At 49.5% G+C, this 22961-nt stretch carries 28 protein-coding genes and 3 pseudogenes; 10 read left to right on the top strand and 21 right to left on the bottom strand.

What is annotated here, in order from left to right; translation table 11 throughout:
• Positions 1-227 precede the first annotated feature (227 nt).
• The 7 genes from AAGR22_RS06790 to iraP form a co-directional block, all read right to left on the bottom strand.
• Positions 228-1490 carry a cytochrome c gene (locus AAGR22_RS06790; protein WP_345831054.1) on the bottom strand — a complete coding sequence of 421 codons (1263 nt, stop codon included), beginning with the start codon at positions 1488-1490 and terminating at the stop codon, positions 228-230.
• A 5-nt stretch (positions 1491-1495) separates the two neighbouring features.
• Entirely contained in the window at positions 1496-3265 is a 1770-nt protein-coding gene (locus tag AAGR22_RS06785; RefSeq protein WP_345831053.1) for a GMC family oxidoreductase, read from the bottom strand.
• Positions 3266-3310: 45 nt separating this feature from the next.
• Complete coding sequence (locus AAGR22_RS06780; protein WP_345831051.1) at positions 3311-4036, bottom strand: gluconate 2-dehydrogenase subunit 3 family protein; 726 nt, start codon at positions 4034-4036, stop codon at positions 3311-3313.
• A gap of 343 nt (positions 4037-4379) precedes the next feature.
• Positions 4380-4874, bottom strand: a complete 495-nt coding sequence (locus AAGR22_RS06775) for a DUF1198 family protein (RefSeq protein WP_067705379.1) — start codon at positions 4872-4874, stop codon at positions 4380-4382.
• Between the two features lie 537 nt (positions 4875-5411).
• Positions 5412-5855, bottom strand: coding sequence for a DUF4186 domain-containing protein (locus tag AAGR22_RS06770; protein ID WP_345831049.1), 444 nt, complete (start codon positions 5853-5855; stop codon positions 5412-5414).
• Positions 5856-5916: 61 nt separating this feature from the next.
• Complete coding sequence (locus AAGR22_RS06765; RefSeq protein WP_231877603.1) at positions 5917-6213, bottom strand: DUF3761 domain-containing protein; 297 nt, start codon at positions 6211-6213, stop codon at positions 5917-5919.
• Positions 6214-6571: 358 nt separating this feature from the next.
• On the bottom strand, positions 6572-6946 hold the full coding sequence (gene iraP / locus AAGR22_RS06760) for an anti-adapter protein IraP (RefSeq protein ID WP_067705375.1): 375 nt from the start codon (positions 6944-6946) through the stop codon (positions 6572-6574).
• A gap of 260 nt (positions 6947-7206) precedes the next feature.
• Between iraP and AAGR22_RS06755 the strand changes: the two genes are divergently transcribed.
• Both AAGR22_RS06755 and AAGR22_RS06750 read left to right on the top strand, forming a co-directional pair.
• Positions 7207-8103, top strand: a complete 897-nt coding sequence (locus AAGR22_RS06755; RefSeq protein WP_345831047.1) for a substrate-binding domain-containing protein — start codon at positions 7207-7209, stop codon at positions 8101-8103.
• A 112-nt stretch (positions 8104-8215) separates the two neighbouring features.
• Positions 8216-8659, top strand: a complete 444-nt coding sequence (locus AAGR22_RS06750) for a hypothetical protein (protein WP_067705369.1) — start codon at positions 8216-8218, stop codon at positions 8657-8659.
• Positions 8660-8927: 268 nt separating this feature from the next.
• Here the strand turns inward: AAGR22_RS06750 and AAGR22_RS06745 are convergent, their stop codons facing one another.
• The 3 genes from AAGR22_RS06745 to AAGR22_RS06735 form a co-directional block, all read right to left on the bottom strand.
• Positions 8928-9167, bottom strand: a complete 240-nt coding sequence (locus AAGR22_RS06745; RefSeq protein WP_067705367.1) for a hypothetical protein — start codon at positions 9165-9167, stop codon at positions 8928-8930.
• Positions 9168-9515: 348 nt separating this feature from the next.
• Positions 9516-9899 carry a MarR family transcriptional regulator gene (locus AAGR22_RS06740; RefSeq protein WP_067705365.1) on the bottom strand — a complete coding sequence of 128 codons (384 nt, stop codon included), beginning with the start codon at positions 9897-9899 and terminating at the stop codon, positions 9516-9518.
• Positions 9900-9903: 4 nt separating this feature from the next.
• Entirely contained in the window at positions 9904-10269 is a 366-nt protein-coding gene (locus tag AAGR22_RS06735) for a DUF6516 family protein (protein WP_067705363.1), read from the bottom strand.
• Positions 10270-10534: 265 nt separating this feature from the next.
• Between AAGR22_RS06735 and AAGR22_RS06730 the strand changes: the two are divergent.
• Both AAGR22_RS06730 and AAGR22_RS06725 read left to right on the top strand, forming a co-directional pair.
• Positions 10535-11035, top strand: a pseudogene (locus AAGR22_RS06730) (tyrosine-type recombinase/integrase); the annotation flags it as partial.
• Positions 11036-11146: 111 nt separating this feature from the next.
• Positions 11147-12355, top strand: a complete 1209-nt coding sequence (locus AAGR22_RS06725; RefSeq protein ID WP_345831042.1) for an IS256 family transposase — start codon at positions 11147-11149, stop codon at positions 12353-12355.
• 188 nt (positions 12356-12543) lie between these two features.
• Here AAGR22_RS06725 and AAGR22_RS06720 read toward each other — a convergent pair whose 3' ends face one another.
• The 3 genes from AAGR22_RS06720 to AAGR22_RS06710 form a co-directional block, all read right to left on the bottom strand.
• A complete protein-coding gene (locus tag AAGR22_RS06720; protein ID WP_345831041.1) occupies positions 12544-12867 on the bottom strand; it encodes a hypothetical protein in 324 nt (107 codons plus the stop codon).
• 1 nt (position 12868) lies between these two features.
• Entirely contained in the window at positions 12869-13111 is a 243-nt protein-coding gene (locus AAGR22_RS06715) for a DNA polymerase V (RefSeq protein ID WP_345831040.1), read from the bottom strand.
• A gap of 1257 nt (positions 13112-14368) precedes the next feature.
• Complete coding sequence (locus tag AAGR22_RS06710; RefSeq protein WP_345831038.1) at positions 14369-14554, bottom strand: hypothetical protein; 186 nt, start codon at positions 14552-14554, stop codon at positions 14369-14371.
• A 294-nt stretch (positions 14555-14848) separates the two neighbouring features.
• On the opposite strand from AAGR22_RS06710, the pseudogene AAGR22_RS06705 reads away from it, so the two are divergent.
• A pseudogene (locus tag AAGR22_RS06705) lies at positions 14849-15957 on the top strand (IS3 family transposase).
• A 111-nt stretch (positions 15958-16068) separates the two neighbouring features.
• On the opposite strand, the gene AAGR22_RS06700 reads toward AAGR22_RS06705, so the two are convergent.
• From AAGR22_RS06700 to AAGR22_RS06675, 6 genes and pseudogenes are all read right to left on the bottom strand, one after another.
• Positions 16069-16752, bottom strand: coding sequence for a hypothetical protein (locus AAGR22_RS06700; RefSeq protein ID WP_345831037.1), 684 nt, complete (start codon positions 16750-16752; stop codon positions 16069-16071).
• A gap of 37 nt (positions 16753-16789) precedes the next feature.
• Complete coding sequence (locus AAGR22_RS06695) at positions 16790-17287, bottom strand: hypothetical protein (RefSeq protein WP_013203184.1); 498 nt, start codon at positions 17285-17287, stop codon at positions 16790-16792.
• 68 nt (positions 17288-17355) lie between these two features.
• Positions 17356-17670 (bottom strand): hypothetical protein, encoded by a 315-nt coding sequence (locus tag AAGR22_RS06690; protein WP_345831031.1) that lies wholly within the window; start codon positions 17668-17670, stop codon positions 17356-17358.
• Positions 17671-17859: 189 nt separating this feature from the next.
• Entirely contained in the window at positions 17860-18564 is a 705-nt protein-coding gene (locus AAGR22_RS06685) for a Rha family transcriptional regulator (RefSeq protein WP_345831029.1), read from the bottom strand.
• A gap of 84 nt (positions 18565-18648) precedes the next feature.
• Positions 18649-18876, bottom strand: coding sequence for a hypothetical protein (locus tag AAGR22_RS06680; protein WP_345831027.1), 228 nt, complete (start codon positions 18874-18876; stop codon positions 18649-18651).
• A gap of 53 nt (positions 18877-18929) precedes the next feature.
• Positions 18930-19184, bottom strand: a pseudogene (locus AAGR22_RS06675) (terminase small subunit); the annotation flags it as partial.
• A gap of 19 nt (positions 19185-19203) precedes the next feature.
• Here AAGR22_RS06675 and AAGR22_RS06670 point away from each other — a divergent pair.
• Complete coding sequence (locus AAGR22_RS06670; protein ID WP_345831025.1) at positions 19204-19464, top strand: hypothetical protein; 261 nt, start codon at positions 19204-19206, stop codon at positions 19462-19464.
• 14 nt (positions 19465-19478) lie between these two features.
• Here the strand turns inward: AAGR22_RS06670 and AAGR22_RS06665 are convergent, their stop codons facing one another.
• A complete protein-coding gene (locus AAGR22_RS06665; RefSeq protein ID WP_345831023.1) occupies positions 19479-19643 on the bottom strand; it encodes a hypothetical protein in 165 nt (54 codons plus the stop codon).
• Positions 19644-19695: 52 nt separating this feature from the next.
• Complete coding sequence (locus AAGR22_RS06660) at positions 19696-20262, bottom strand: hypothetical protein (RefSeq protein ID WP_345831021.1); 567 nt, start codon at positions 20260-20262, stop codon at positions 19696-19698.
• A gap of 381 nt (positions 20263-20643) precedes the next feature.
• On the opposite strand from AAGR22_RS06660, the gene AAGR22_RS06655 reads away from it, so the two are divergent.
• The 4 genes from AAGR22_RS06655 to AAGR22_RS06640 are packed head-to-tail and all read left to right on the top strand — an operon-like array spanning position 20644 to position 22954.
• Complete coding sequence (locus tag AAGR22_RS06655; RefSeq protein WP_345831019.1) at positions 20644-21549, top strand: RecT family recombinase; 906 nt, start codon at positions 20644-20646, stop codon at positions 21547-21549.
• Positions 21533-22015, top strand: a complete 483-nt coding sequence (locus AAGR22_RS06650; RefSeq protein WP_345831017.1) for a siphovirus Gp157 family protein — start codon at positions 21533-21535, stop codon at positions 22013-22015. Before AAGR22_RS06655 ends, AAGR22_RS06650 begins: the two co-directional genes overlap by 17 nt.
• A gap of 8 nt (positions 22016-22023) precedes the next feature.
• Positions 22024-22431: a hypothetical protein gene (locus tag AAGR22_RS06645; RefSeq protein WP_345831015.1), complete on the top strand. Its 408-nt coding sequence runs from the start codon at positions 22024-22026 to the stop codon at positions 22429-22431.
• Between the two features lies 1 nt (position 22432).
• Positions 22433-22954, top strand: a complete 522-nt coding sequence (locus AAGR22_RS06640) for a DUF551 domain-containing protein (RefSeq protein WP_345831013.1) — start codon at positions 22433-22435, stop codon at positions 22952-22954.
• Positions 22955-22961 lie beyond the last annotated feature (7 nt).

Below are 22961 nucleotides of genomic sequence, written 5' to 3'. Positions count from 1 at the left end.
AAGAACAATAACTTAGGGTAAGCCGGTGGGCCCGCCGATGCAGCGTGCGCTACAGAGAGGATAAAAGGGATGTGAAGAGGCATAACGGCTGGAAAGGTCAGAAAAGAGTAGAAGGGTTAAAAGGTCGAGTCATGTCAGAATGGGGTGGATGGGGCAGAAAGAGGTGGAAGGGTCAGAAAGAGGTGGATGGGGCAGAAAGAGGGTTTTCACCCCCTTTCTGTGTCCTCTTAGTGTTGGAGGGTTTTTCTTACCTTCTCCACCTGGCTGGCCGTGACGGCATCGGCCTTGTTGCTCCAGCCCTGACGAATAAAGGTCGCGAGCTGCGCAACGTCTTCATCACTAAGACGGTGAGCAAAACCCGGCATCGCCAGCGTAGAAGGCGCTTTCGCCGTTGAGGGCTGCTGTGCGCCAGCCAGAATCGTGTGGATCAAACCCGTTGGATCCGACGCGTTAACAATGGTGGCACCATCAAGCTGTGGAAAAACGCCTGGCGCGCCTTTACCGGTGACAAAGTGGCAGGCACCACAGTTATCCAGATAAAGACGTTCGCCTTCCGACAGGTTTTTCGCTGTGGTCAGCTTCGCTTCCGTCGCGCTGGCGGCTTTGTCATCCGTAGCCGGGACGGCAGGATTACCGCCGAGGAATTTAAGATAAGCGCTAATCGCCTGCAGATCCGCTGGCGTCATCCATGAGGTGCTGTGCTCCACCACGGAGGTCATCTCTCCGCCGGTAGCCGCTTTATCATTACGCCCGGTCTGGAGGTAATCCACGGTTTCCTGCGCGGTCCAGCGCGGCAATCCGCGCAGCGAAGGCACTTCCCATCCGTTGAGGCTACCGCCAGAAAGGAATTTCGCATCGCTGCTGTCCATGGCTTTCTCGTTCATTCCCAGTCCGCGCGGCGTGTGGCAGCTGCCGCAGTGGCCCAGGCTTTCAACCAGATAAGCCCCACGGTTAACCTCGTCAGACGCCCCGTCTAATGGCTTGAAGGGCTTGTCAGAGGTAAACGCCCAGTTCCAGAAGCGCATTCCCCAGCGCTGGCTGAACGGGAAGCTCAGATCGGTTTCTGGCGCCTGCTCAGCGCTGGGCTTCACGCCCTGCATAAAGTAGGCGTAAAGGGCATGCATATCAGCATCGCTGATCTTCGCATAATCCGGGTAAGGCATAGCCGGGTAAAGACGCTTACCGTCGGGTAACACGCCTTTACGTACCGCATCAGAGAACTGCTGCTCGCTATAGCGCCCTATTCCGTGCTCTTTGTCCGGGGTGATATTGGTTGAATAGATGGTGCCCAGATTGGATTCAATCGCCAGCCCTCCCGAAAACGCCGGTTTGCCAGGCAGTGAGTGGCAGGCGCCGCAGTCACCCAGGCGGGAGATATACTCCCCCTGCTTGATCAGGGCGGCATCATCGGCCTGCGCCAGCTGCGCATATCCCCCGCTTATCAGCAAAACATTAGCGAGTAACAATCCCTTCAGTGTCATTTTTTTCATATCGCCTATGCCTGTACCAGTGGGCCGGGGTTCTTCAGATACATATCCTTAATGGCCTGCGCAGCCATCAGCGTCAGCGCGCCGATAGTATCGGTCGGGTTCGCCTGGAAATTCTGTGGGAAAGCATTGCCGCCCGGCACAAAGACGTTGTGGACATCCCAGCTTTGCAGGTAGCGGTTCAGCGCAGACGTTTTCGGGTTATCGCCCATGATTGCGCCGCCCACGTTGTGGGTGGAAACATATTTGGTCAGGTCGAAGTTGGCATCCATTGGCAGGAAACTTTCACTGTAGCTGTCAGGGTTCAGCTCTTTGGTAATGTTACCCACGATCCCTTTCAGGTGCTGTTGCAGCTTCAGTTCGTTCTCTTTCCAGTTAAAGGTCATGCGCAGCAGCGGGTAGCCGTGCTCATCCTTATAGTTTGGATCAAGGTCAAGATAGATATCGCGATATGACATACAGGTGGTGGTGATGCTGATTTTCATTGAGTGGCCGTACCACTCCTCCATACCCTCTTTCCAGCCCGCACCCCAGGTCGGCGTGCCTTTTGGCAGCGCGGTGCTGATTGGCGTACCGGTCGCCTGCGAGCTGTGAATTTTTGCCCCGCCGATAAAGCCCAGTGAAGGACCGTCGAAGTTGCCCGGGGAGATATCATTAAACATCTGGCCGGTGGCGCCTGCGGTAGCAAACGGGTTGAAGTTTTTATCCTTAAAGAACAGCGTGGCACCGCCGTTGCTCAGGAACGCGTAGTTGCGCCCGATCACCCCTTCGTTGGTAATCGGGTTATACGGCTGGCCAATACCGGATAGCAGCATCAGGCGCACGTTACAGAACTGGAAGCTGCTCAGCACCACGATTTTTGCTGGCTGGAAGCACTCGTTGCCCTGGGCATCAATATAGATAACGCCTTTGGCGGTTTTCTTATCGTCGTGCAGCACAACTTTCATTACGTTGGCATGAACTTCGTATGAGAAGTTATCCATACGCTTTAGCGAGTCCATGACGGCGGTTTGCGGCGACGCCTTGGAGTAGTTCAGGCAGGGATATTTACTGCAGTAGCCACAGTAGTTGCAGGGTGCAATCTGGTTGCCGTAAGGGTTGGTCCATGCGCGAGACACACAGGCGGATGGGTTCGGGAACGGGTGGTATCCCAGCTTTTTTGCCGCATCAACAAACATCGTGTTGTTGAGCGTATCCTCCAGCGGGGGCAGTGGGTAAGGATTCGCGCGCGGACCTTCAAAAGGATCGCCGCCGGGCATAATCTGGCCGCGAAGGTTACCCGTCAGGCCAGACTGGCCGCAGATATGTTCAAATTTCTCATAGTACGGCTCAATCTCTTCCCAGGTGAACGGGAAGTCGCCGATAGTCATATCGTCCTGCAGAATACCCGGCTTATAGGCCTGGTCCGCATAGGTTTTCAGCTTCAGGTCGGTTGGCGTTGGACGGATCAATACCGCCGTCCAGTGCAGGCCCGATCCCCCGACGCCATTACCCGGGCAGAATGCGCCCCATTTGCGGGTCGGAAGTGCGGTCTGACTCATATTATAACGTACGGTTACTGCCGCCTCTGCGGGTGTGGCAAACACCTTATTACGCACCGCATAGGCATATTCGTCCGCCGGTTTCGGGTAGGCGAAATCAGCATAATCGCGATCGCCGCCGCGTTCCAGCGCACGCACCTTCAGCCCGGCCATCGCCAGTTCAATACTCATCAGCGAGCCAGCCCAGCCCAGGCCGACGACAACGACGTCGACTTCTTCTTTATTTACCAATGCCATCTTAAATCCTGCCAGTATCAAAAAACGGGAAAGTACTCAGTGAATTCAGGCACGCTGGCCAAGAAGACTGACCGGACCCAGCGGATAGGGCACGTTATGCTGCTTGACCCACTCGGTGTAACTGGCGCGCGAGCCGGGGAAGCCGATGGCGATCCACGCCTTCATCCCCTTATTGCCGCCGTACATCGGGTCGGAAAGGTAGCCGTGTTTGGTATCCGAAAGCAGTTCGCTAAAGAACTGCGATCCCTTCAGTGAGCCTTCGCCCAGTTCGGCGAAGTTAATATCGTTTTTCTGCACCTGGGTCAGGACCGCGTCTTTATCGGCCGTCGACAGCGCATGGAAAGGCTGCTGATGCTGCTGCTGACACCAGACGTCAATCAGCCGGATGCCCGTTTTATAGATCTGCTGGGGACGGAAAGGGATCTGATAGCCCATAGTTGCGGGTGCGTGAACATCGAACGGCCCCTGCATATAGATTTCGTCGCCGATATCGCCATGCATCTGTTGATCGATGAAGATCGGCACATTGGTTTCCAGCGCGCCTGGGGCTTTACCCTTCCCGCCCGCCGGGATCAGGCGATCGCAGGCGGCCATAATGAACTGCCACTCATCTGCGGAAAAGAAAATCGGCTTATAGTCGACCAGCTCGGGTGCGGCCATTTCTGCAGCCTGCGCTGCGGTTAATCCTTTGAATACCATGTCACTTAATGGCAATGCCAGTAGCGACCCTAGTAAAAACTTACGACGGGTAGTTTCTTTTTGAAGAAGCATAACATTACGACTCTCACATGCTAACGAAATGTAATTTGAGTTAATTAAAATAGTTATCGACGGATCTATTCGTAATGTTATGGAAACAAGAGTTACAGAATGTAATATTTGAAGAGGAAATATATATTTATTAAGCGTTGCTCATGTGTTTGCGGGAGGCAGTCACAGGTATCCCGCATCAAATATGTGGGAAAGCCCCGCTTCCTGCGTTATTAGTGCCCAAAACCCCAAAATTACGGCAGACAGTGCCGGAAATTAATATGGAAATGAAATCATACCCCCAGTAAATAAATGGGAAAAACTCGTCTAAAAAATACCCTTTTTTTCAACGAGGGGGGACCGATCAGTGGCGTCCTGAGCGAGTATTGAGAAAGTAGACATTATTGTACTCACCCTCTATGACTATCGCTTCCGGCGCGAAACGGGCGTTATACCGCAGACGAAAGGCCTGCATTTCCTGCGCATCAGGCTCTGTCTCACGAAGATATTCGAGCGCAAGCCTGACCTGCTCATGCGTTATTTCAACCGGAATGTTTGCTTTACGCAGCACACCGTGCCAGAAAGTGAGGCTTTCATCCGATTCATCAAGAATAAATACCTGATAGATAAGCAGCACGCTGGCTGCGTTGACGGTATGAGCCTCATCGTCAGCGGAAAGGTAGTCGACAAACTCCCCCCCTGCGGTTTTACCCATCTGACTTATCAGTGATTCCACATAGACAGGATCGAGATTCAACCGTCGGTTTAATGCCTTAGTGGCACGGCGCACCTTTGAGTTAAGGACGCGAAATCCAATAATAAACACCACCACCAGCGTTACAAGCATCAGCCAGATCATTCATTGTCCTGTAGAGGGTAAGACTTTCGGCGACAGAGTATCAGCGGTACCGCAGGCAGGCAATAAGGAGAACGCGCTGCCTGCGGCCGCTATTTAGCGCTTTTCCTGGCAGCAGAGAGGACAAAGCCCACTGCGACCATAACGCTTTTTCGCTATTAACAACGCATCTGCTGAGGTGTAGAAAGTACCTAAAAACTCTCTCTGCCGTCTGAGGATCCCTAGCTTCTGGCATCCGTTGCGGTGAACTACATTAAGAGTCTGCTGGTGCGGTTTTTGCTCCAGATAATAATAATCGCCCATCATGATCCTATAGCTGTCACGTTATACAACGACGGGATAATACACCTTCAAATAGGGAGGATATAACGAAACATACACTTTCCTATTACATTCAGAATTTTTACCAAAAAAACCCTGTAGTCGTGGTGGTTAAATCTTCACGGCTGGGTAAATAAGTGGAATTCAGGCCTTGCCGCAGGAAAAATGTCGGAGATTTATACCCGCTGTAAACTGGAAATCTTTAGCATTAATAATCACTCAGAGCAGATCGAGCTGTTGCGGCTGAGGGGATCCCTCTTTTTTCGGGCGGGATTTTTGAGACTTTCGGGGTTTGGTCAGGGGAGCGGGACGCTGCATCTCCTGCCCGATCCAGCGCAAAATAGCCGCTATTGCCCTGGCCTGCTGTTCAGCGGTCATCTCCTGGTGCTGATTAACCCCGTGCCATTTATGCAGACAGCTGCGACAGCAGGTTGCTGTCGCATGCTGAGCAATAAATACCGGGTGACCACGCATCGGTGTCTGCCGGCCATCATTTGGCGGCTCTGCCGGTGCCAGCCGCGCGCTGATAAAGTCCGTCGCATGCTGTCCGATCGCCTCTTCCCCTTTACTGAGGCAGTATTGGTACTCTGCGCTACCGAGCTTAAAGCGCCGGCGAAAGGGGGAGTGCGAAAGCCGCTGAAAGAGATCGTCAAGTGAGTGCATAAAGTGCCGCAGGGTTCGGTATCAAACTATCATCATACCAGCGACAAGGGTGATGTCATCTTTACTCCTGGTCCAGCCACTCCGCTACGCCGCCATGGTGCGAACAGGTTCCCCGATGATGGCGACTAAAACTGTAAGAGCCGTCGCGACAGCGTGCGGTGGCCCCTTCGGGCACCTGATTGTTTTTTGTATGGGCAGGCCGATGAATCCTTTCACCGTCAGCATTAACGTAGCTGCCCTGCTCCATCAGCGCGCTGTCAGGTGCTGTTTGATGAGATTTTTTTGCTAAAGCAGGCGTGGTAACAAGCGTTAACGCCAGCAGGATCAGTGCACAATACCTTCTAAGCCCTTTATTCACAGTCAGTTACCTAAATGTTCAGCCGTATTCACATTATCGACCCTTCTGTGGATATATTTACGTTTTTTGAGTAAATTCATGACGTGAATGATATTGTTCTGCTCTTAACTCCACTGGATGACGGGAAAATGACGATAAAGCGGCTTTATGTTGTTCTGACGTTGGCAGCATTACTCACCTTAGCGATTGGCATCTCAGACCGGCTGATTGATACCATTATTACCCTATGGGCAGAGGGAAGGTAGCGAGGGGCAATCTCACCGCCCTTTAGCGGGAGATTACGGGCGGGTCTGTGAATAATCAGACATGACGTTTATTGACCACGGCTGTTTGAATCAAAAACAACGTTATTTGAACATTATATTTTACTATCAGATTCGCCTTTATTATCCAGCTGGCCGCCGGGCGAGTTGATCAGCTTAGAGAGATCGTCGTGGTTGATTTCAGCATCAGCCGTTTCGATCAGTTTGGCGATCAACAGTAAATCCTGAAATTCTGCAAGCAGCAGTGCCGCGTCGGAGCGCAGGAGTTCATCAGCCTGAGACGTTTCAATCACCGTATTTATGGCCTTATTCGCGCTCTCAATCATGCGTGTCACCCCGCCTTTCTTTCCGACGGCTAACACCAGCGCGCTGATAAGCAGAGACTGTGCTTCCACTCTGGCGGTTAGCCGTTTGGTTTCCGCATCCAGTCGGGATATCTTTGCCAGCATGCTCAGTATGACATTTTTCATAAATTACCCTCTTTCAGTGAAGGGGATTCTACTCAGTAATGACTCAGTCACAATGCTATAAAATCTTAAAAGCGCCCATTTAATCCTGCAAAAAAGCCGATGTGCTCTCGCGGCTACAGACTATTTTAGGCCGCAGAGGGATTTAAAAATCGAGATGTGCCGCAAATTTCAGACGCCAGACTGTCGTAAGCGGACTGATTCCTTTACTTTGTAACCTGTTGATATGTCGTTCTGTCCAACGTGAAATCGGATAAACCATAATGAATAACGCCATAAATGAGCATCCGGTGAAGTCCCCTGACACCCGAACTGTCGGCGTGGTCATTAACGGGCTGACCCATCCCTGTACCCTGAACATGCTGGGTGAAGTTACCAGGCAACTTAATAACCGCGGCGCTTTGACGCTGTTGCTGAACGTTGAATCTGATAATCACTGGCAATCGGTGCTGAAGGGGGCACAGCGTTCACTGCCAGACGGGCTGATTATCATCGGGACGGATCACAACGACGCGCTAATCAGCACCCTCAAAGCGCTGTCGGATATTCCCGTCGTCTGCCCGGGCAGTATCAGCGAAGCCAGCACAACCTGGACGGGCGCTGACTACGCTGCGGCAGGTGCGGAGACGGCACGCCTGCTGCTGTCGCAGGGATTCCAGCGCTTTGGCTACCTGCAGGAACGGGAGAGCAATCCCGCGTCTGCCCAGAAAATGACAGGCTTTGCCGATGCCTTAATCCAGCAGGATAAAACGCTGAACAAGGTGCTGACGGCAGGCGGCGCTGACCGTGAGCTGGCGTATCAGGCGATGCTCGGTTACCTGAAAAAGACGCGAGCATCCGAACGCATTAATGCCCTGTTTTGTGAAAACGATCTGCTGGCATTTGGTGCTATGCAGGCGATTCGTGATTTCGGCCAGGGAGTGCACATTGGCGTGGTGGGATTTGCCGACGTGGATGAAGCGCGCGCGTCTACCTGGCACCTGACCAGCTGGGCACCGCCCTGCGACCAGCAGATTGCCGAAGCACTGGATCAGCTGCTGGGCGGCAGTGCCATACAGAGCGATGCACGCCGTAAAAGCGAGCTGCAAATCAGACATTCACATCTGGGAAAAGAGGTCCATGGGACAATGACAAAATGCGGCTGCGCCAGTCGCCATTAATCCCCGTACGCGCTGACGGGCAAGGGTAGAAATTATTGCCCGAAGGCCTCTGGCAGGTCCGACAGAGGTCTGATATGTTCATTCGTACAGGAATATCAGATAAGGCCATCCAATGAGTCACTACAATGTTCTGTGGGACGTTATCGCTGCCAGAGTTTGCCAGAATAGCGGTACAACGCCTGCGGAGATCAGCGACAGCAACAGTGCAGCGGGAAACGCGGCAAAACAGCGTATTGCGCAGATTTTTATCCTTGAGGTGCTGCTGGCCAAACACCGCAAAACCTATTCAACGCGCTACCTTCCCCTTTCAGGCGAGGATGCCCTGCACCATCTGATTTTCAAACGCACCGGCTGGCTGCCCGTCGAGATCAGATCGCTATCGTTTAACGACAGCCTGTTTGTACTGGCCGAACTTTTCAGGGAAGAGAACCTGCCAGCCGGCGCCAACGATTTTATTTTAAAGTGTGGCCTGAGCGCACGAACCTACCCAACGGATGATTTTTCCGAGAAAGACTGGGCACCAAGAGAGAATGAACCACTTTTGTCAGAGAGCTGATGTCTGCCGTGTGTTTTCACGGGCCATTTCGGCAGTGGACTGGATACCGTGATACCTGACAGTTTGGAGCGGGATTACACAGTTATTCAGGCTATACCGCTCCCGTTAGGTTATTACCCAACGGACACCCCGGTCGCGCCAGCAAACAGAGGTTTTGTAAGCTTCACCCTGCCCCGTCAATAGCTGTCACACTGGGGCTTCATTAGCAGCCCCAGCCTTGCCGTTTTTCACTGCCACGCAGGCAGTGGCGGTAAGTAACCCTGTAATATTACTTGCCGACTGGATCCAGCGAACTAAACCACGCCGGGTTATCCCTTAGCGCGGCATCAAGCTCACTCCAGGTAATATTATCCGCCGTGATGCCTTTCTTTACCTCAACGTTAATGATGATTCTCAGCGCATCAATATTACTTTGCTTCGTTGAGAAACTATTCCGGTACAGCCAGTCCCTTAATTCATACTGCTGCTCTTTGCCAGTGTTGACAAACTTACGATCGGACTTGGGCATAGCAGTTTATCCTTTTTAAGTTGGCTCTGTTACGATGCCATAGTGTTCCCAGTGCGGCTTCATCCGCATGAATACTATGTTTATATTAGTTCCATTTCACAATAGAATTTCTTAGATATAGATCCAGGGGACGTGAGGGGTTTCACAAACTTAAAAAGAAAGGGCAGCGTGAGAATGCCCGGCTGACCTGCTACCCGTTGATTAATACATCGCGATGTAAGTGATGTCTTCATCGCGTCATCGACATATTGATTTTGTTGGAACACAAAAGGCCCACCTGAGTGGGCTGATTACAGATAGCAAAACCTGCCGGGTAGTGAGTTTATTGTTGCTTTAAGTCGATCACAATCAAGCAGCCTTTGGCCCAAACTTAGTAATGAATTCTTGTTTGACCTGAATGTCAAATTCAGTAAAAAGCGCCACAGGCTTAATGCCTCTACCTTGCTTCTCAAGCCGAACAAAACCGCGAGAGCTAAGGGTCTTTAAAGTAACGGAAAGATTGCTTTTCTGACGGCAAGACATCTCAGCCAGTTCGGTAATAGTTTCTGGCTTTTGCTCTTCCATTAGTCTTAGAAGTTCAATGTTCTCGTTACTAAGGACCTGAGCCAGTGCATTTACTGATGTAAACCAGACTCTTGGCTCCCCCGGTTCAGGGTTGTACTCGCCTTTAACGATCGCAAGCATCCTTTGACGGATGTGCTCTTCAGGCATAATACCAATGAGAGCTTTCATATTGTTAACCTCGGTTTTCTCGTTGCGCGATGACTTCGTCTGATTTTATGAAAAAATCTTCAATAAGCTGCGCTGCTGACACAAACTCGTACGGGTACCCTTTATCATAGGGGGTACGATGCATATGGTCATAAACCAACCTGCCTGAGTAACAGCCTTTTTTAGGCGATTTTATCCCGTGAGCATTGTCTATGCCAAAGACACGAGTGTTGTATTTGTCATGTAGCGTTAAGGTGTAACGTATACCATGCGGAATGAAAGATGTTGGCTTAACTTCCCATACCTCGACTTTCCACCAATACCCATCATCCCGGTACACTGTCGAGCCATGTAGTGAAAGTAAATAGTCTAAACCGTCATCTCTTTCCATAGAGTCATCCGTTAATGTTATGACCTAATCATAACTATAAATGCTGCGATGTCAAACGAAGCCGAATGGATACGAACGAATCAGCACATACTTTGAATCCTGCGATTACATTTTGACTAAACGTTTTGCCTTTTTCGCCATGTAGTCATCGGCCACAGCATCGTACTCATCTGTCGTGAAGCCCTTCTGGTCTGAATATTTTGCGTTAAACATGCGCTGAAACTTAGTTATTGTCAGCTGTACTGTAGTGATGTGATGGACACATGTTGATAGGCAAAGGATGGGCGCCTGGATAAATCCGGAGAGCGCCAAAGCGGGCAAGGCTATTGGCGTGGCTCTAAGTAATACGGCTTGCAGGATAATGAAGGAGCAGATAGGAAAGCATTCACGGTGGGTGTTTGTCCACACCAAACCGGCCACCAGGAACGATGGAACGATGGAACGATGGAACGAAAATGGTCGCAGTAAGGAAATGCGAAGAGATGATAATACATCATGGAGGCTGGCGCTCAGGAGTGCAGGTATTGAGGACTTCCGTTTCCATGACCTGCGCCATATGTCGGCGAGCTGCCTAATACAATCAGGCGTCCCGCTATCTGCATTGCAGGAAATGGGTGGCTGGGAGTCGATAGAAATGGTGCGCCGGTACGCGCATCTGGCACCGAACCATTTGAACGAACATGCACGTAAAATTGACTCACTTTTGTGGAGTGACGACACAAATACGACACAATGCGGAAATCAGGCAGGATTGAAGATAGCGTAATATATTGATAATTAATGGTACGCCCTACAGGATTCGAACCGAGCCTGTAATTTAAATTGTGTATCTGCCTGTTTTTGATATCTTCACTCTAACAACGGAGACAGGCAAATTATGGACGAAAAGAAACTCAGGGCCCTTGCGACTGAACTGGCTAAAGGCCTTAAAACCGAAGCCGATCTCAATCAGTTTTCCCGTATGCTGACAAAGCTTACCGTTGAAACAGCGCTCAATGCTGAGCTGACTGATCACATCGGCCACGAGAAGAACGCCCCCAAAACAGGCTCCAATACCCGTAATGGCTACTCGTCAAAAACCTTGCTTTGTGATGATGGTGAGATTGAAATCAGTACGCCACGCGATCGTGAAAGCACCTTCGAACCGCAACTGATAAAGAAAAATCAGACACGTATCACCCGGATGGACAGCCAGATTTTGTCCCTGTACGCCAAAGGCATGACCACGCGAGAAATCGTCGCCACCTTCAAAGAGATGTACGACGCGGATGTTTCACCCACGCTGATTTCTAAAGTCACCGATGCGGTTAAAGAGCAGGTCGCAGAGTGGCAGAATCGCCCCCTGGATGCACTTTATCCCATTGTTTATCTTGACTGTATTGTTGTAAAAGTTCGCCACGGTGGTAGCGTGATTAATAAAGCCGTCTTCCTCGCACTGGGCATTAATACCGAAGGCCAGAAAGAGCTCCTGGGCATGTGGCTGGCAGAAAACGAAGGCGCAAAGTTCTGGCTCAGCGTGCTGACAGAGCTTAAAAACCGGGGCCTTCAGGATATCCTGATTGCCTGCGTGGACGGTCTGAAGGGCTTCCCGGATGCGATAAACAGCGTTTATCCCCAAACGCATATCCAGCTGTGCATTATTCACATGGTGCGTAACAGCCTGAAATACGTGTCGTGGAAGGACTACAAAGCCGTGACTGGCGGGCTGAAAGCGGTATATCAGGCTCCAACAGAAGAGGCGGCGTTAATGGCTCTGGAGCAGTTCGCAGGGGGCTGGGACGATAAATACCCGCAAATCAGTAAAAGCTGGTATGCACACTGGGAAAATCTCAATACGTTTTACAATTATCCACCGGATATCCGTAAAGCTATTTACACTACGAGCGCCATCGAATCGCTGAACAGCGTGATCCGTCAGGCAATAAAGAAACGCAAGGTGTTCCCGACGGATGACTCGGTGCGGAAAGTCATTTATCTGGCGATCAGGGATGCTTCAAAAAAATGGAATATGCCGATCCGAAACTGGCGGCTGGCGATGAGTCGCTTTATTATCGAGTTCGGTGACCGCTTGAGCGATCACCTCTAATACGTTGGCAGTTACACAGAATTATTTACAGGCTCTTCGAACCTGTGACCTACGGCTTAGAAGTTCCTAGATTTACCCTATAACACAGTAACTTACCGCATCACACCGCGCTCACACGTCCCATGATGCTAAAACATGCAAAGGCTTGGTAAAGGGTACAAACCTTTGCATGTCCCAATCTGGTCCCATCAGATTGTCGGCCGGCGCTCCTCGTAAACGCGTCGGGCGCAGAAGGTTACCTTGCCGATCACATTTAGCTCATCCAGCACCTCTCCCTCTATGCTTTCGCCGGCACTCGTCACCAATGCCCCGCCCATCATCCTGCCCAGCCCTGATTCACCCAGCAGCTCGTAATAGAATGGCTCTCCCGGCTTCGGCCGCATTGACCGGTCAATCACATGCAGCGTGTCACCATCGGTATAGATGGTTGTTGCCGACGGCCTGATCACCATTATCTCGTTAAGGTCGATCCGCGATTCTACGTAGTCCTGCGCCGGTGATGGAAATCCCATATCAGTGGCCCCCGTTGTTAGGATTGAACAGGTGGAACATCCGGCGCTCACCCTCTTCTGTCGAAATGTCTCGGAAGCAGCCCTGATAGTGCTCAATCCAACGGTTGGCCTCAGCCAGGGTGAAATCGTGGTTTACCTTCGTCAGATGCTCCACGAAGTCGACCGTGGTAACCGTGCGCTTGCCGTTCTGCGCTATTTTGATGCTTGCTCTGAATGCTGCTGCTATGTCGTCTCTGCGTGCCATGATAATCTCCTTCGTAAAATACTGTATGTATATACAGTAATATTGATCGGTGCAGGCTATCAAGGGGATTTTGAGGATGCTGAAGGAAGGGGTTGGCAGGAAAGGAAATTTAGGTGGGTGAACTGATTTTGTAGGTTACGCACCATGCAGGCTAATGTATGATTGGAGTTATAAATGCTAGGAAATAATGATAATATTATGCTGAAATCGACTACTGAACGAGATTCTTCGTTGGACCTAATAAAATTCATTTCAATATTAATGGTTATCGTGCTTCACGTTTCATCAAATGGTTTCACTAGCTCTGAAAGCAGACTATGGAATGGCGCTAATTTTTTCGAAAGTTTCACGCGAATCTGCGTACCTCTTTTTTTCATGACAACAGGCGCATTGCTAGGTAATCTACCCTGCACATTCCAATCGTCACTTTCAAGAATAAAAAGAATTACTATACCTTTGATTTTTTGGTCTGTTGCATACCTTATATTTTTTCACTTTCTTAATAATCAGGAAATCTCTTTCTTAGAAATCATTTCCAAGCCAGCGGCAGGACATCTTTGGTATTTGTACGCATTAATCGGCGTCTATATAACCCTACCATTATTGAGTATCCTGATGATTAACACAGACCAGAGACAGAAATACTATATACTATTTCTCTGGTTTGTATCATGCATAGCTTTACCTTCTATGAAGAGTTATGGGTTGGTGGTTTCATCTTACCTTGATCTGTCATCTATTGGACTATATCAAGGGTACTTCTTATGTGGTGCAATTATTGCTAAAGCTAGAAAAACTCGAACAACTCGGACTATTGCAGTTGCTATATCTCTACTTATGTCGTTGATGATAATGCTATTTACTAAGATCCTTTTTGATAATGAAGGTTTGCACGACGTGAGGAATTGTCTAAACTCATCTATTTTCGTCTGCTTAGCTTCAGTCTCGGCATTTTTTGCATTGCATGGAATTCGTAATATTGGTGGATTTGTTGGGAAATTGATAGGCCTGCAATCAAAATACATCTTCGGAATTTATCTGTTCCACCTGTCACTCATTTATATAATGGGTGCGGTGGGTTTATCAATAAGCAGTTCCAATGTTTATTACTTCATACCGCTGGCATCAATCACAATATACTTAATGTCTCTTGTGGTATGTTATTTAATTCATAAGATCGGCATGAAAGCAGTCATATCCTAGAGGTACAGAAATTAAAAAACTGCCACAATAATATCATGGCAGTTAAATAACCATTCATTCAGGTTTAGGAAGCATCCACTGAAGGGCTAATCCAGCAGAGTTATAATACTCAAGCCACCGCTCATCAGTTAACTCAACGGTGCCCTGATTTGGATAAGCCTTCAAATCGTCCTGATAGTCAGACAGGTATCCGCAAATTACTTTTTTATCCGAAGCTGTGAATTGAACATTAATACTCATAACAATCCCCTTTAAAATTCATATGCGCCCATACCAATAGCAAATGTTGGTGTTCCTGCTGTATTACCAGAACTCCATCCGATCGTTTGGTTTGTGACGGACACAGCTGAGAATGTTGCAGCATATGCCCCGCCTGCAACTACCGTTTGTGAAAATGGCATCCCACCCACTTGGGAGTTCGCCCCCCAAACTACTACGGAACAGCTTGACGATGTGACCCTGACCCAAAATCCTGCTCCATTCAGAAACAGAATTCCGGCATGATAAACACTCCCCTGAACGGAGGATGTGCCGATGAAAAAGTCACGATTCACCGAAGAGCAGATTGTTTTTGCCCTCAAGCAGGCTGAACTGGGTACGTCAGTGCCGGACGTCTGTCGCAAGCTGGGCATTTCGGATGCCACTTTCTATACGTGGCGTAAAAAATACGGCGGCATTTCTCCTTCGGAGCTGAAGCATATGCGGCAACTGGAAGAGGAAAATCTGCGGCTGAAGAGGCTGGTTGCCGATCTGAGCCTCGACAAGGCGATGCTGCAGGACGTGCTGGCAAAAAAGAGCTGACGCTGGCACGCCTGCGCGAATGGGTCAGGGATTTGCAAGCCCGCTACGGTGCCAGTGAGAGACAGGTCTGTTTTGCGCTGCGGGTCAGCCGCAGCTCGTTTCGATATCGTTCTGTGGCCGCCGACGACAGCGCACTGCGGCTACGCATCCGTGAGATAACCGAAACCCGGGTTCATTACGGGTACCGCCGGGTACACGTGATGCTCAGGCGGGAAGGCTGGCGCGATAATCACAAAAGAATCTACCGCCTCTACTGTGAGCAGGGTCTGTCGCTGCGCCTCAAACGGCCACGCCGCAATAAATCGGCCCAGCGCCGACAACCGCAGCCTCAGGGTCTGTATCCGAATCACGTCTGGGGCATGGATTTTGTCTCGGACGCGCTGTTTAACGGGCGACGACTGCGCCTGCTGACGGTTATCGACCTTTACACCCGCGAATGCCTGGGGATCTGCGTAGGGCAGAATCTGCGTTCAACAGAAGTGGCAGAAATGCTGAACAGCATAGCGCTCAGGCGTCCCTTACCGCAGTTGCTGAAAACCGATAATGGATCTGAATTTGCAGGAAAAATGCTGGATAGGTGGGTGTATGAAAGAGGTATTAGGATCGACTTCTCACGGCCGGGAACACCGACGGACAACGCCACGGTCGAGTCCTTCAACGGCAGGTTGCGGCAGGAATGCCTGAACGAGAACTGGTTCATGTCTCTGGAGGATGCACGGTGCAAAATCGAGGCCTGGCGCATACACTATAACCAGAGTCGTCCCCATTCTGCACTGGGCTGGATGACTCCCTCTGAATTTGCCGAAAAATCTGCCGGTTGCCAGAATACGCAACCAACATGAAGCCGGTTATTCCTGATTATGAATGGATCACATACGGGGAGCGGGTCAGAAGCCGGTTATTCCTGATTATGAATGGATCACATACGGGGAGCGGGTCAAATGAAGACATTACTAACATCGGGGTGTACTAATCAACGGGGAGCAGGTCAGCAGCTTGAAGCCAAGATAACCTGTAGCAAGATTTGTCATGCCATCAGCATGAGAACCCGGCCCGAATCCGCGATTAGATGAGCCATTGCCTCCACCACCAGATCCGCCACCACCCCATCCACCGGGTGGAAGACCATTATTCCATCCGCCCCAACCGCCTCCCTGACCTTGTGGCCCTGGCAATGCCATTAGTCCATTACCCCGGCGAGCCCCGCCACCGCCGCCAGCACTACCAGCCGATAATGCAAATGCACCCGCAGCCATAGCTGGGAATGCAGACCCACCGCCATAACCACCGGTCAGCGCAGGAAGATTTCGGGTGGCAGTACTGGCTCTTTGTGCATGATCCGCTGCAGACCGCATAGCGCTGGCATATTCATTTGCACCACGCGTCGCACCTGAAAACTGGTTATTCATTGCGCTGTTCATGGAGCGCATTGCTGAGGTAGCTTCTTTGGCGGCACTGGTTACAGCCTTGATGTTTTTCGCCAACTCAACGAACTTCTTATTGAGCTGAATGGCATCACGGCTCACCTGCATCATGTTCCGGGTGATCTGGTCATCAAGAGCGATGCGGACAGCTACGCGGTAAGCCTGAACATCCATATAAACCTCTTTGTTTGGGCATAAAAAAACCCAGCTCATTGGCTGGGTCTGAGATGTATCTAGCGAGAGCTAATTACTAAAGCTTAATCTCACATGCTGTAGCGAACTGGTTAACAGCTTTACTGGAACCAGAAACATTTGCTGTTACTGAGTGTTGCCCGATCACATCGCTGGAAATCCCAACTATCATCTTGGATTTAGCCTTTGCAGCCTCTTTCAAAATTTGAGTTATGATGTCTTTGTCATCAACTCCAGCCTGAATATATTTATCATTTCTTTCTTCAAATGATGATTTCATTTTTTTTATATCACCCGAATCAATCTTGACAAACATATCTACTGGTAGATGGGAAGCTTTTTCAGGCTGATTGGAACGCTCGATATACGCGAAGGATAGTTCATTTTTTGTGCAATCAAATATAAGTGCGCTACTGTCGTTGTAATCTCCGATTGAAGCAACCATAGTCGCTTTCTTACCACCAGAGAAGATGTCGTCGTCTACACTAGTTGCCCATTGGGCGTGTGCCACACCTGTTATAGACGCCAATAAAATCACTAATCCTATCTTCTTCATATCCCTGCCCCAAGAGTAATGTTCGGAGTAATCCTAAAGGGAGTCTTATGCAAATGGAAGCAAATTGGTTACTTTAGAGAAGATGTCTGCTTGCTGTCGCGTGCGCGTTCTTCACGAAGAGAAGTCACTAATCCTTTGTTGTAATCGAGATTTTTTTGGCACGACTTGAGATCTTTTGCGATATTATCCAAGTCGTTACCTCTGATGGACATTTCATCGCCACTTAAGAGAGACGCGAGAGAATTTGAAGCATCTTCCCCGCAGTTCGCCATTTGCTTAACGTAAAAACCGTTGTGAATGTTAAGGCTAAGCATAGAAGTTGGTATATAAATACCTAAAATCCCGCCAATGACCCACACGATAGCTTTAAGCTTAAAAGGCATTTTAATCCCCCTCAATTTGTTTTGAGAAGATATCGACCTGTTGAGCATTAACATTATGATATTTACAGTCATTTACCGTATATCAGCAGCCGTACACCACCAAACCCGCACTCGCGGGTTTGGTGTAGACTCAAACATCAAGCTTTGGTCGCGATTCTAAAGATGTAAGTTCAACTTACACCTTTACTTTTAAGCTACGTCAGCGCCGTGAATCAGGTGGCGCAATGCTTTGACGCCTTCGGCGTTGTAACGGAACGCTTCGACCTGCTTGCTACTGTAGGCTGACTTATCCATTACGAAAATTCCGTACTGGTCAGTTTTCAGATCATTGGCATTCGCGATGCGGCCAATCTTTTGAGCTGAAACGCCAAGCATATCGCCCACTTCCCCAGCTGTATGATAATGCTCTTCAACTTTCGGCAGTGGCAAAAGCTCAATCCCGGCAGCATCATTCACCGCGCGGGCCATTGCTGTCTGCTTTGCCACATCACTCAACTTGGGCATAAATGAAAGAGCCAGGCTCATTGCCTCAACTTCCATCTTAATAGCGCGGGCGCGACGATATTCAGGCAGGTGCGACTTTGATTTCTGGAGAAGAACCTCACCAGACTCAAGCTGACGCCAGCGCGTGGCTACTTTATGGCGAAGTGGGATGCTGTAGCCGGTCATTAGCGTTAGGGTCAGATCCTGGTCGAGCCAATACTCCTGATATGTGCGCCCCTTTTCATCTTGGTAATCGGCTGAGAACTCAGCCGATTGAAAATTGAGCGCTTCAAACATTGCTCTGCAATCCGCCATAACGTTTTTATGTTGTTTGCCGGTCAATTTAGCAATTTCACGGCTCGACATTTTCGTGACAGCAGATCTTTGGTTTGCTACAGTTAACTTAGTCATTTGAACCTCGAAGTTTGATTTGACACCTGATAACCGCCAACTCCACATTGGCGGTTTTTCTTTTTACGCCATCCCATACACCTGTCAGTGTAACTCCCTCGTACTGCGTAATTTCCTGAACATACCCTCTGCGTTTTCCACATACCGGTTTTTCTTATCCAGATGTTCGGACTCGCGCAGAAGCGCTTCTTTGGTTCCTTGGGTGAAAAAACGAGTCTCATGAGCCAGATCGTAGAAGAAGCCAGAAAACTCAGAACGCAACTGCTTCATCGCCGGGTAAACCTCTTTGCCAGCCTGCTGGGCTTTTTCCATCCACAATTGCATGTAGCAGAGGCTAACCACTGGACTGACCCCACGTCATCTTTCAGAATGTCCAGCACGTCCATTTCGTCAATCTCAACCAGGCGGCGTAGAACGTAATCTGCGTTTACCTCTACCCTTTCATTGCGACTTGATTTAAGTTCAATGATGCGTTGCGCAATATCAGGTTTTGACAGGTTTTCAGATCCGGTTCGGTTTGCAGTCTTTTCGCTATACCCCGCCCGAATGGCCGCTTGCGTGGCGTTCAAATCGATGAGGTACTCGCGACAGAACATTTCTTGTTTGTCGGTGAGTGCCATAAATACCTTTAGGATTTATATGGATATTATTTTTAAGCTCATTTCTGAATATCGAATTTTCTCAATATCTGCTGGTGTTCTGTCGGCTTTGTACTGGCTTTACTCTGCATTTGTTACCTCGAAAGAGAAGCCACACAGGGTGGTTCTGACAATGAAAGAACCAGATGATAAAGTCGATATGCATAATTTTGTTCTCACCGCTCGTTTGCAAGCCAAATACAATAGTCGCGCAGCCTTATGTGCAGCGGCATGCGCCTTATTGCAAATAATGGGGCTTTAACTACTTTGCAGTACCTACTCCATCTTGAGCAAGTCGTCTGGCGCCAGGTAAACCCATGAACCGTCTTCTTTGGCTACACCGATGAAGCCGTTAACCATCTCAGGCTGTGATCGGTTCATCAGGCCTTCGTGGGTTTCACCTGACTTTGTGGTTACTGTGATGCGGTAGGTGTCAGGCATATTCGCTCCAATAAAAAACCGCCCGGAGGCGGCTTAATGAACTTCATTATCTTCAATCGAAAATGAATCTCTGATCCCTAATGCGTATCATTTTCCCGAGCTTTGTAATTACTTCTGGCCTTGAGGCCATATCGATCTCCCATGCTTTAACGGCTTCTATGATGTCTTCGCAAAAAATGCTTGCATCAATCTGGACTATTCCACCAGTCTTATCATGGGTGAGGTGATGAACATTGTTCAATGCATCTGGAACCGTAATTCTGAATTTCTTTAACTTGTCCTCATCCATGCCTTCATGCAGCGTCGCATTTCTAAGCGCCCAGCAACTCTCAGCGGTGAATTTAACCTTAGTTGGCTCTTTTTTATAACCATCCAAGATTTCTTGAGGCAAGATTTTAATCCTTTCTGGATGGTAAGCCTCTACGTACTCATAATAATTAGCTGAGTCATACTTTTTCTTCATGTACCGATTGAACCAGTCCCTGTATCTAGCACCGTTTCCACTAACTACATTCTCAGTAGCGGCGCAGATATCTGGCAATGTTATTGCCATGTATAAAGCAGAAAGCCAATTCTTGGAATTTAATGTATTTTGAATTGAATCAACCAGTTGTTTCATTACCACCTCCTGTAGTGAGTTGGTAATAATAACTTAAAAAGTTTTAAGCTTTCAGTGTTTTTAGATACGAAAATATCCCTACTGAGCTGCTCTATACCACGCCTGCCAGCGATAAATGTTTAATCGCAACTGTCTTACACACTCAGCACTTTCGCTGTCAGACTGCAGGTCGGCGTCACTGTCACTTCCCGCCGGACTTAGCTTGCACGGAGGCGTCATCAAATCCTGCGATATTGTTGGCAGCGTTGATGGCACGTTGGCGCATGCTGACAGCATCATCATCAAACCGGCACACAGTGCGATTCGGATCCTGAACATATTTCACCACCGTTACGCGTTGGACATTTTTAAATCTAAGCACAGTTATTCAGAGGTGGCGTGATGAACCTAAGCATCGTTGAGTTTGTGAAACAGCAGGAACCGCTGTTTGTTGGAGCAGTAACGGACCAGTCAGTGGTGTGGGCTAAGGAAAGCCAGTTCGCTATTCAGCTTTTCCAGAAGAATGACTTTCTGGCAAAGACCGCAATTTCTAACCCTACCAGCGCGCAGAACGCCATCATCAATGTGGCGGCCGTGGGTATCACTCTTAACCCGGCAAGTAAGCTGGCCTATCTGGTGCCACGTGATGGCATGGTGTGTCTGGATATCAGCTACATGGGCCTGCTTCATCTTGCCCAGTCTGCCGGATCAATCCTGTGGGGCCAGTGCAAACTGGTTTACTCCCACGACACATACGAATCTAACGGGCTCGATACGGCACCAACTCACAAATATAACGCTTTCGGTGACCGCGGCACGGTCGTCGGCGGTTACTGCACCGTTAAAACTCCCGGCGGTGATTACCTCACGGAAGAGATGAGCCTTGCAGAAATCAAAGCAACGGAAGCAACAAGTAAGGCCAAGAATGGCCCATGGAAGAACTTCTGGGAAGAGATGGCAAGGAAGACAATCGTTAAGCGCGCCAGCAAGTATTGGCCCCGCGCAGAGCGTCTGGATAACGCTATTCACGTCATCAATGAAGATGAAGGGATTCACACCGAGCCCATGATGAGCCATGTCCCTGAGGAAAAAGTCATTCAGGACGAAAATCAGCGCAGGGCAGCGCTTCAGGAACAGGTCAGTGAAATATGCGACAGGATGCCTCTGGCTGAGGGACTTAACGAGCTGAAAGTTCTGTTCCAGCAGGCATACAAAATGACCACTGGAAACCCATTGCAGAAGAACGTTCAGGCCATCTATGCCGAATGCAAAGCCAAGTTAGAGGTGTCTCATGAGCAAACTGTATGAGATCGCAAATAGCTACGTGAAGCTGACTGAATCTGACATGACGCCGGAGATGATTGCCGACACCCTCGAAGGAATTGAGGGTGAGTTTTCAGACAAAATTTGTCAGCTACTCGCTATCTGCAAAAACGAATCGGTTTACGTTGATGCACTCAGGAACGAGGCCAAATCGCTTACAGAAAGAGCCGCCACGGCCGAGAACCGCATAACCAGCATTAAGACCTACATCGCCCAGACGCTTCAGCACGCAGGACTTAAAAAGATTACTGCCGGCCTTCACCAGGTATCAGTCAGAGCGCCAACAAAGTCTGTCGACATTACGGATGCTGGCGCCCTTCCCCCGAATTTAGTCGAGTACGAGACAACCATAAAGCCCGACAAATTAGGTATCAAAAAGCTATTGGATGCCGGGCAGGATGTTCCTGGAGCCAAAATAAAAGTTGGAAAACTTTCACTGATTATTAAGTGAGGTCGACAGTGAAGAATAATCCCTTTTACCGCCGCCGTACCGGATGCAAGAACGATGGTTTCAAAGAATTAGCATGCTGGCAACTCAGCAAGCGGCCAATGACCGGTACGGAGCTGGCGAAGATATTGAAGATGACTGTCACCGACCTTCACGCTCAGATGCGGTGGCAGGTCGGCGCCAATCAGACAGCCACCATTGAAGCCAGTGAATGGATTACCGATAGCGAAGGGAATCGCGACCGCATCTACACCCTCACCTCTCGCCCTCATCGCATTACCCCGAAAGCCGGCAAGACGATCGTGGTTAGTGTGAGGTCATTCAGCCTGGCGAATGAAGAGCAGCGCCAGAAGCACATCATTGCAGCCCAGCGCCGTGCGCGCCTGATTGCTGCCGGTTTGTATATAACGGAGACATGAAATGACTAACCCAATCGTGACCCTCAGCCGGGAAAGGCTGGAGCAACTTGCAGACGAGAACACCATTTGCAAGGTGTCATGGGATGAACGAATCGAAATGGCCCGCGCACTTCTCGCGGTGATGGATGCGCAGGATAAGCCTTTCATGTTTGGTATCGCAGACTATGACGGAAAACCACATTTTGATGAAGTATGCGTTGATGCCGACGGCGGCTTACTTGCGGATGTGGTGGATTCTCTAAATGATTTTCGTGAAGAAGGAGATGCCGGTTATTCCGTTGTGCCGCTCTACACCACCCCGCCAGCGCCCAGCGCGCCGGATGGCTGGATTAAGTGTAGTGACAGGATGCCGGAATGCGGTGAATGGGACCACGCAGCGGTTATGGCTAGCGAGGGTAGTAATTCATTCGTTGCTTATTACAACAAACATGAATGTAGATTCTTAAATGAACCTTTTGGGGAGTCACTGGGTAATAAGATCACCCACTGGATGCCACTACCATTAGCGCCGAGTGGTGAGTGAGTTGACC

Origin of the sequence: Erwinia sp. HDF1-3R, assembly GCF_039621855.1 — a bacterium.
Classification (GTDB): domain Bacteria; phylum Pseudomonadota; class Gammaproteobacteria; order Enterobacterales; family Enterobacteriaceae; genus Erwinia.
The sequence above is the reverse complement of the archived record's forward strand: the minus strand, read 5'-3'. Positions and strand labels throughout refer to the sequence as shown.

Coding starts and splice junctions, on each gene's coding strand:
- AAGR22_RS06720 (WP_345831041.1), bottom strand. CDS start 12,867: ATGGGATTTCCATCACCGGCGCAGGACTACGTAGAATCGCGGATCGAC.
- AAGR22_RS06775 (WP_067705379.1), bottom strand. CDS start 4,874: ATGATCTGGCTGATGCTTGTAACGCTGGTGGTGGTGTTTATTATTGGA.
- iraP (WP_067705375.1), bottom strand. CDS start 6,946: ATGAAAAATGTCATACTGAGCATGCTGGCAAAGATATCCCGACTGGAT.
- AAGR22_RS06640 (WP_345831013.1), top strand. CDS start 22,433: ATGACTAACCCAATCGTGACCCTCAGCCGGGAAAGGCTGGAGCAACTT.
- AAGR22_RS06710 (WP_345831038.1), bottom strand. CDS start 14,554: ATGAGTATTAATGTTCAATTCACAGCTTCGGATAAAAAAGTAATTTGC.
- AAGR22_RS06715 (WP_345831040.1), bottom strand. CDS start 13,111: ATGGCACGCAGAGACGACATAGCAGCAGCATTCAGAGCAAGCATCAAA.
- AAGR22_RS06745 (WP_067705367.1), bottom strand. CDS start 9,167: ATGCCCAAGTCCGATCGTAAGTTTGTCAACACTGGCAAAGAGCAGCAG.
- AAGR22_RS06725 (WP_345831042.1), top strand. CDS start 11,147: ATGGACGAAAAGAAACTCAGGGCCCTTGCGACTGAACTGGCTAAAGGC.
- AAGR22_RS06680 (WP_345831027.1), bottom strand. CDS start 18,876: ATGGAAAAAGCCCAGCAGGCTGGCAAAGAGGTTTACCCGGCGATGAAG.
- AAGR22_RS06650 (WP_345831017.1), top strand. CDS start 21,533: ATGAGCAAACTGTATGAGATCGCAAATAGCTACGTGAAGCTGACTGAA.
- AAGR22_RS06670 (WP_345831025.1), top strand. CDS start 19,204: ATGGATATTATTTTTAAGCTCATTTCTGAATATCGAATTTTCTCAATA.
- AAGR22_RS06755 (WP_345831047.1), top strand. CDS start 7,207: ATGAATAACGCCATAAATGAGCATCCGGTGAAGTCCCCTGACACCCGA.
- AAGR22_RS06695 (WP_013203184.1), bottom strand. CDS start 17,287: ATGAAGAAGATAGGATTAGTGATTTTATTGGCGTCTATAACAGGTGTG.
- AAGR22_RS06690 (WP_345831031.1), bottom strand. CDS start 17,670: ATGCCTTTTAAGCTTAAAGCTATCGTGTGGGTCATTGGCGGGATTTTA.
- AAGR22_RS06790 (WP_345831054.1), bottom strand. CDS start 1,490: ATGAAAAAAATGACACTGAAGGGATTGTTACTCGCTAATGTTTTGCTG.
- AAGR22_RS06740 (WP_067705365.1), bottom strand. CDS start 9,899: ATGAAAGCTCTCATTGGTATTATGCCTGAAGAGCACATCCGTCAAAGG.
- AAGR22_RS06735 (WP_067705363.1), bottom strand. CDS start 10,269: ATGGAAAGAGATGACGGTTTAGACTATTTACTTTCACTACATGGCTCG.
- AAGR22_RS06660 (WP_345831021.1), bottom strand. CDS start 20,262: ATGAAACAACTGGTTGATTCAATTCAAAATACATTAAATTCCAAGAAT.
- AAGR22_RS06780 (WP_345831051.1), bottom strand. CDS start 4,036: ATGCTTCTTCAAAAAGAAACTACCCGTCGTAAGTTTTTACTAGGGTCG.
- AAGR22_RS06700 (WP_345831037.1), bottom strand. CDS start 16,752: ATGAGCTGGGTTTTTTTATGCCCAAACAAAGAGGTTTATATGGATGTT.
- AAGR22_RS06665 (WP_345831023.1), bottom strand. CDS start 19,643: ATGCCTGACACCTACCGCATCACAGTAACCACAAAGTCAGGTGAAACC.
- AAGR22_RS06685 (WP_345831029.1), bottom strand. CDS start 18,564: ATGACTAAGTTAACTGTAGCAAACCAAAGATCTGCTGTCACGAAAATG.
- AAGR22_RS06750 (WP_067705369.1), top strand. CDS start 8,216: ATGAGTCACTACAATGTTCTGTGGGACGTTATCGCTGCCAGAGTTTGC.
- AAGR22_RS06655 (WP_345831019.1), top strand. CDS start 20,644: ATGAACCTAAGCATCGTTGAGTTTGTGAAACAGCAGGAACCGCTGTTT.
- AAGR22_RS06770 (WP_345831049.1), bottom strand. CDS start 5,855: ATGCACTCACTTGACGATCTCTTTCAGCGGCTTTCGCACTCCCCCTTT.
- AAGR22_RS06785 (WP_345831053.1), bottom strand. CDS start 3,265: ATGGCATTGGTAAATAAAGAAGAAGTCGACGTCGTTGTCGTCGGCCTG.